5 protein-coding genes, 1 tRNA gene and 1 pseudogene are annotated in these 6,578 nt (G+C 51.4%); all 7 read right to left on the bottom strand.

The genetic code is table 11. The annotated features are described in order from the left end of the window. Positions 1 to 113 precede the first annotated feature (113 nt). A pseudogene (locus FDW97_RS23565) lies at positions 114 to 260 on the bottom strand (GNAT family N-acetyltransferase); the annotation flags it as partial. Positions 261 to 368: 108 nt separating this feature from the next. After that, a tRNA-Phe gene (locus FDW97_RS02560) sits at positions 369 to 444 on the bottom strand. A 311-nt stretch (positions 445 to 755) separates the two neighbouring features. After that, positions 756 to 1,331, bottom strand: a complete 576-nt coding sequence (locus tag FDW97_RS02550) for a transcriptional regulator (RefSeq protein WP_006686267.1) — start codon at positions 1,329 to 1,331, stop codon at positions 756 to 758. Between the two features lie 36 nt (positions 1,332 to 1,367). Then, complete coding sequence (locus FDW97_RS02545) at positions 1,368 to 3,077, bottom strand: protein-disulfide reductase DsbD (RefSeq protein WP_137350616.1); 1,710 nt, start codon at positions 3,075 to 3,077, stop codon at positions 1,368 to 1,370. Next, complete coding sequence (gene cutA / locus FDW97_RS02540; RefSeq protein WP_003025447.1) at positions 3,053 to 3,400, bottom strand: divalent cation tolerance protein CutA; 348 nt, start codon at positions 3,398 to 3,400, stop codon at positions 3,053 to 3,055. The genes FDW97_RS02545 and cutA overlap by 25 nt, the downstream gene beginning before the upstream one ends. A gap of 128 nt (positions 3,401 to 3,528) precedes the next feature. Then, entirely contained in the window at positions 3,529 to 4,830 is a 1,302-nt protein-coding gene (gene dcuA / locus FDW97_RS02535; protein WP_038636462.1) for an anaerobic C4-dicarboxylate transporter DcuA, read from the bottom strand. Between the two features lie 114 nt (positions 4,831 to 4,944). After that, positions 4,945 to 6,381, bottom strand: a complete 1,437-nt coding sequence (gene aspA / locus FDW97_RS02530) for an aspartate ammonia-lyase (RefSeq protein WP_032940252.1) — start codon at positions 6,379 to 6,381, stop codon at positions 4,945 to 4,947. Positions 6,382 to 6,578: the final 197 nt, after the last annotated feature.

The following is a 6,578-nucleotide window of genomic DNA, read 5'->3' as shown; positions in this document are numbered from 1 at the left end:
CTGTGTGAAATGAAACCTGCCGGATGCGGCACACCGCCTTATCCGGCCTACGTTGTACTGAACGTATTTTGTAGGCCTGATAAGCGCAGCGCATCAGGCAATCCCGCACCCTGCTACCCACGCACGAGATTGAGCAACGGGTAGGGGCGCCCAAGATCGTCCACCGCTGTACGTCCCGTTACGATGAATCCCATTTTTATATAGATCCCTGGCGTCTGCTTACTGAAATTGGCTGTTAACGGCGAGATTGAGTTTACGTGTGGTGTTTGTGAGAGGTGGCGGGTCAGAAATAGGGTAAAACGATCGGCTGGAAGCTATCAGAAACTATAAAAGCAAAAACCCGCCTCAAGGGCGGGTTCTTTAAATAGTGGTGCCCGGACTCGGAATCGAACCAAGGACACGGGGATTTTCAATCCCCTGCTCTACCGACTGAGCTATCCGGGCAACGGGGCGCATTAAACCGTATTCGCGCCTGCCAGTCAATCAAATTTCAGGAAAAGCGGTTCAACCGCTTAATATTACGGCAATCTGTGCGTTTGTGCCTGAAGTTTGCACAAATCTTCCAGATCGCCACGATGCCGACAGGTCATGCAAAGTGCAAGAAGGACAGTATGGCAAAAGAGTGATTCGCTGAATTTTAATCACACGCTGACCAGGGCGGTTAACCGATTAATTCGCACCACCGTGGCGATGGCACGTTTTCAACGACTGATGGCGTTATGCTTACTCACACCGGCCAGGATGGGCTTGTTCGCTTAGGTTAGCGCGCCGCCCATACGGCACTGGGCAAAGCGCAGAATATCTTCCGCCAGACGGTGTGCCGTTTCGACATCAGCATGGCTACGATTCACCAGCATGCGGCTCAGACATCCCTCCAGCACCAGCTCCATCTGTTTGGCGACCATAGCCGGGTCGTCAACTTCCAGCGTAGTCAGTAGCTCATGAGTGAAGTCATGCGCTGCTTTTTTTTGTTGGTCGGCTAACTGGTGGATTGGATGTCCAGGGTCGGGATAAAACGTGCAGGCGGCAATGAACAGGCAGCCGGGATAGCGATTATTGCTCACGCATTCGGACAGCGCGCTGTAGCGTGCCAGTAATTTCTGTTCCGCGCTCAGGGTCTCATCCAGCAAAAGCTGACGCCGCCAGATATCCACCCGCTGGCTGAGGTAACGTAACGCATCATACAGGATGGCCTCTTTATCTGGCCAAAAGCGCTGTAGTTCATCAAGCGGATAATCGATACGTTCGGCCACCATTTCCAGCGTGGTATTGGCTATCCCTTGAACCTCAAGTAATTTCAGGGCTTCTCCCAGGACATCTTCACGTTGCACGGTATTCTCCTCCGTATTTCCTTTTGCAAGTGTCGCTCACGGTTGACGATCGCGCAAATGTGCGCTGAAGGTCGCTGCATCCATAAATCCCGTTACCCGAGCCTCCGGATGCTCTTTACCCTCGGCATCAAAAAACAGGATAGTTGGCAAACCTAAAACCTGTAGATGTTTCAGGAGAGCGACATCCTTGGCATTGTTTGCAGTTACATCCGCCTGTAAAAGCACCGTGTCGCCTAGTGCTTGCTGAACCTGCGGATCGCTGAAGGTGTACTTCTCAAACTCCTTACAAGCCACGCACCAGTCGGCATACAAATCCAACATGACGGGCCTGCCTTTGGCTTGCGCCAGCGCCTGATTTAACGCCTCTACCGAGGCCACCGGCGTAAAGTTAAGGTGTGTCTGGGTTTGAGCATGCGGCATGCCAAACGCCCAGTCCTGCAATGGACGTACACTGACAAGCGCTGCGGCTAACAGGACAATCTGCACGATACGCATCCAGGCGTGCTTTGCCTGCAGGCTGGTAATGAATGCCCAGCTAAAGAACGCGACGCCCAACAGTGACCACAGGCGCACGCCCCATTCGTCGCCAATGATGCGTTCAAGCAAGAAGACGGGAAGCGCCAGGATGACGAAGCCGAAAGCGGTTTTAACATGTTCCATCCATGGACCGCTTTTAGGCAGCAGGCGGTTGCCAAAGACGGTAATCAACATCAGCGGCAAGCCCATCCCCAGCGCGTACAGATACAGCGTACCGCCTCCCAGCCACATATTTCCGCTCTGAGCGATATACAGCAAAATCGCGCTTAGCGGCGCGGTTGTGCAAGGAGAACAGATGAGACCCGCAATCGCCCCCATCGCAAAGACGCTACCGGGAGAGCCGCCTTGCTGGCGGTTACTCAGCAACGTGAGGCGCGTTTGCAATGAGGAAGGGAGTTGCAGCGTGAACAGGCCGAACATAGACAGAGCCAGCAGCGTAAAGATGATGGCAAGACCGATCAGAACATAAGGATGCTGTAATGCCGCCTGAAACTGTAATCCGGCGGCGGCAACAACCAGACCCAGCGCAGTATAGGTGAGCGCCATTCCCTGGACGTAGATAAACGTCAGCAGCAGCGCCCTACCGGTTGATAACCGTTGCTTGCCGCCCAGCACGATGCCGGAAATCAGCGGATACATCGGCAGTACGCAGGGCGTGAAAGCGATGCCAATGCCGATTAGCAATGCCCACAGCGCGGAAAAGGGGAGCTGGGCTGCGGGCTGTGGTTTCTCTTCCGGGGCCTCAGTGACAGGTGCGGTAGCCGGAGCCCCCCCGACAGCGGCTGACACTTCACTTAAGGGGACAGTTTTAGTTTCCGGCGGATAGCAAAAACCGGCGTCGGCACAGCCCTGGTACGTGACCGTTAATGTTGCGCCAGTTGCGGCCTGATTAACCGTGACCGGGATATTCAACTGTTTACGGTAAATCTCACTTTTGCCGTAAAACTCATCTTCATGCCAGACGCCAGGCGGCAGTTTTATCTCGGCAATATCGGCCTGAGATGGCGTAATGCTTATCTGTTTGCGATAGAGATAGTAGCCATCTTTGACCTGCCATGAGAGGTTCAGATCGTGTTGGTTTTGCTGAAAATCAAAAACAAACGCCCGATCGGCAGGAACAAACTGCGAGCGGCCGGGCGCGTCAAATAATCCGGCAAAGGTAGATGTGCTGCACAGCAGCAGGATCAGCGTAAGGATGCGTTGAGCCATGAGCGGTAATCAAAGTCTCCGTGAGTGACGGGTAAAACCAGAAGTTCAGGTGTTTGATACGGGTGATGTGACTTCAGGCAATCGAGAAGGGCTTGCTGGTGCGTGACGGTGGTTTTTAAAATCATCTGGACTTCATATTCCTGCTCCAGTTTACCTTCCCAATAATAGAGGGAGGTTGCACCGGGCAGAAGTGTCACGCAGGCTGCCAGCTTTTCCGCCAGCACTTTTGCAGCCAGATCCTGGGCGGTTGCTTCATCCGGAGCAGTACAGAGCACCACAACGGTATCGGGGATGGAAATATCCTGACTCTTTACATCAAGCATAAACACCTCGAAAGAACAGAGTAACCAGCTAAAGAGTGGTCACTATACAACGGACGAGGGAAGGATGTTAGCTAAAGCGGGGTGAGGAGGAGGAACTGCAGGGCGCACGGGCACCCTGCAGAAAAAACTTACAGCATGAAGCTACCCAGCAAGAAGCCGAAGCAGACAGCCAGAACTACACCCAGAGTACCCGGGATGAAGAACGGATGGTTAAAGACGAATTTACCGATGCGGGTTGTACCAGTGTCATCCATCTGAACTGCCGCAACCAGCGTTGGGTAGGTTGGCAGAATGAACAGGCCGGAAACAGCTGCGAAAGAGGCAACAGCGGTCAGCGGGGAAACGTTCAGCGCCAGAGCCATCGGCATCAGTGCTTTAGCGGTTGCTGCCTGAGAGTACAGCAGTGCAGAAGCAAAGAAGAAGATGACGGCCAGCAGCCACGGATGACCCTGAATTACGCTACCTGCAGTATCTTTGATCCAGTCAATGTTGTGAGATACGAAGGTATCACCCAACCACGCAACGCCCAGGATACAAATACAGGCGCTCATACCGGCTTTGAAGGTGCTGGAATTCAGAATGGAGTCAGTTTCAACGCGGCAGATGATGGTAGTCAGCGTCGCGATGCTCAGCATGATGATCAGGATAGCGTTGGTGGTATTCATCAGCGGTTTAGCGACCAGACCAAGGCTTGGGCTGTTAACGATCGCATAGACAACAACGCAAATTACGCCCAGCAGGAACAGCCAAACGGAAGTTTTTGCGCCTGCTTTGATTTCAACTTGTCTTTCACCGCGCAGTTCAACCAAACCTTCTTCCAGACGTTTACGATAAATCGGATCGTCAGACAGTTTAGAGTTGAACAGCATAGTCACCAGGAAGGACATTACCAGAACGGCCAGCAGGGTGGACGGAATAACCACGGACAGCAGGTGAATATAGCTGATGCCATGACCTTCCATTACGGAAGACATGTAAACCACGGCTGCAGAGATTGGTGATGCTGTGATCGCAATCTGAGCAGAAACCACCGCAGTTGAGAGCGGACGGCAAGGTTTGATCCCTTGTTCCTTCGCAACTTCAGCGATAACCGGCAGAGTTGCCAGAGAGATGTTACCCGTACCCGCAAAGATGGTCAGGAAATAGGTCACGATGGGTGCCAGGATCGTGATGTATTTCGGGTTCTTACGCAGCAGTTTTTCAGTTTGATGAACCAGATAGTCCAGACCACCTGCAATCTGCATAGCTGAGATGGCAGCGATAACCGCCATGATAATGGAAATGACATCGAACGGGATATTACCGGGTTTTACGCCGATAGCGGCGAGAACCAGGACACCCAGCCCACCTGCAAATCCAATACCGATACCCCCAAGTCTGGCACCTAAAAAGATTGCCAGCAAAACGATGATAAGTTCTAAAACTATCATATTAGCCTTCCTTGTTGTTTAACAAGTTGATATTAAATTGTTGTTTTTAAGTAACTTCGTGCAAGAAAAAAGGCACGTCATCTGACGTGCCTTCTCTGGTACTACCCTACACGATTACTGTTCGCTTTCATCAGTATAACGTTTTGCTTTATAAGCCGGGTGCATCAGGTTCTGTACTGAGAAGATATCGTCCAGTTCGGCTTCGGTCAACAGGCCGCGCTCGAGGACAACTTCACGTACGCTCTTACCGGTTTCGGCACAAATTTTACCAACGATGTCGCCGTTGTGGTGGCCGATGAACGGGTTGAGGTAAGTAACGATACCGATAGAGTTGTATACGAATGCTTCGCACACTTCTTTGTTAGCAGTAATGCCGCTAACGCATTTTTCCAACAGGTTGTAGCAAGCGTTGCTCAGAATGTGAATGGATTCGAACATTGCCTGGCCGATTACTGGCTCCATAACGTTCAGCTGCAGCTGACCTGCTTCAGACGCCATGGTGACAGTGATGTCGTTACCGATGACTTTAAAGCACACCTGGTTTACGACTTCCGGAACAACCGGGTTCACTTTAGCTGGCATGATGGAAGAGCCAGCCTGCAGTTCCGGCAGGTTGATCTCGTTCAGGCCGGCACGTGGACCAGAGGAGAGCAAACGCAGGTCGTTACAGATTTTGGACATCTTCACAGCCAGACGTTTCAGTGCGCCATGCACCATAACGTATGCGCCGCAGTCAGAAGTTGCTTCAATCAGGTCTTCTGCAGGAACACAGGCAAAACCGGTAACTTCAGCCAGTTTTTTCACTGCCAGCGGAGAGTATTCTTTCGGTGTGTTCAGACCCGTACCGATTGCCGTTGCGCCGAGGTTAACTTCCAGCAGCAGCTCTGCAGTACGCCCAATGTTTTTCACTTCTTCTTTCAGCAGGATGCTGAAAGCACGGAATTCCTGACCGAGGGTCATCGGTACAGCATCCTGCAACTGGGTACGACCCATTTTCAGGATGTCCTGGAATTCATCGGCTTTTTTCTCGAAGCCTTCACGCAGCTGGTTCAGGGCATCAATCAGTTTGATGATGGATGCGTATACCGCGATACGGAAACCGGTTGGGTATGCGTCGTTGGTAGACTGACATTTGTTAACGTGGTCGTTCGGGTTCAGGTACTGATATTCACCTTTCTGGTGACCCATCAGTTCCAGACCGATATTGGCCAGCACTTCGTTGGTGTTCATGTTGACGGAGGTACCCGCACCACCCTGGTAAACGTCTACCGGGAACTGATCCATGCATTTTCCGTTATTCAGGACTTCATCACACGCCGCGATGATGGCATTTGCCACACTTTTAGGAATGGTTTGCAGCTCTTTGTTGGCCATCGCCGCTGCCTTTTTCACCATTACCATGCCGCGAACAAATTCAGGAATGTCGCTGATTTTGTTGTTGCTAATGTAGAAGTTTTCAATCGCTCTCAGAGTGTGAACACCATAGTAAGCGTCCGCTGGAACTTCCCTGGTACCCAACAAGTCTTCTTCGATACGAATGTTGTTTAACATGTGAACCTTCTTTTTCAAGCTGCCAATGATTTGACTAAACACACAGGATATATGTGATTTCGATTGTTTCTCGACCGACGATTATCCCCTGCATCGGTCTGATACCCGAGATCATATGCTGGTTCAGGATTTCTACCGTAATCTGGATCACTTAAAGCGTGGAATTTACCCCTTATTTATTATTCTGTGAAATAGAT

The sequence above is a fragment of the Citrobacter sp. wls708 genome, from assembly GCF_005281255.1.
Classification (GTDB): Bacteria; Pseudomonadota; Gammaproteobacteria; order Enterobacterales; family Enterobacteriaceae; genus Citrobacter; species Citrobacter werkmanii.
This window is presented reverse-complemented; position numbering and strand designations above follow the sequence as displayed.

Bases quoted from the DNA above. Each gene is read 5' to 3' on its own strand.
- FDW97_RS02545 (WP_137350616.1), bottom strand. From the start codon at position 3,077: ATGGCTCAACGCATCCTTACGCTGATCCTGCTGCTGTGCAGCACATCT.
- cutA (WP_003025447.1), bottom strand. From the start codon at position 3,400: ATGCTTGATGTAAAGAGTCAGGATATTTCCATCCCCGATACCGTTGTG.
- aspA (WP_032940252.1), bottom strand. From the start codon at position 6,381: ATGTTAAACAACATTCGTATCGAAGAAGACTTGTTGGGTACCAGGGAA.
- dcuA (WP_038636462.1), bottom strand. From the start codon at position 4,830: ATGATAGTTTTAGAACTTATCATCGTTTTGCTGGCAATCTTTTTAGGT.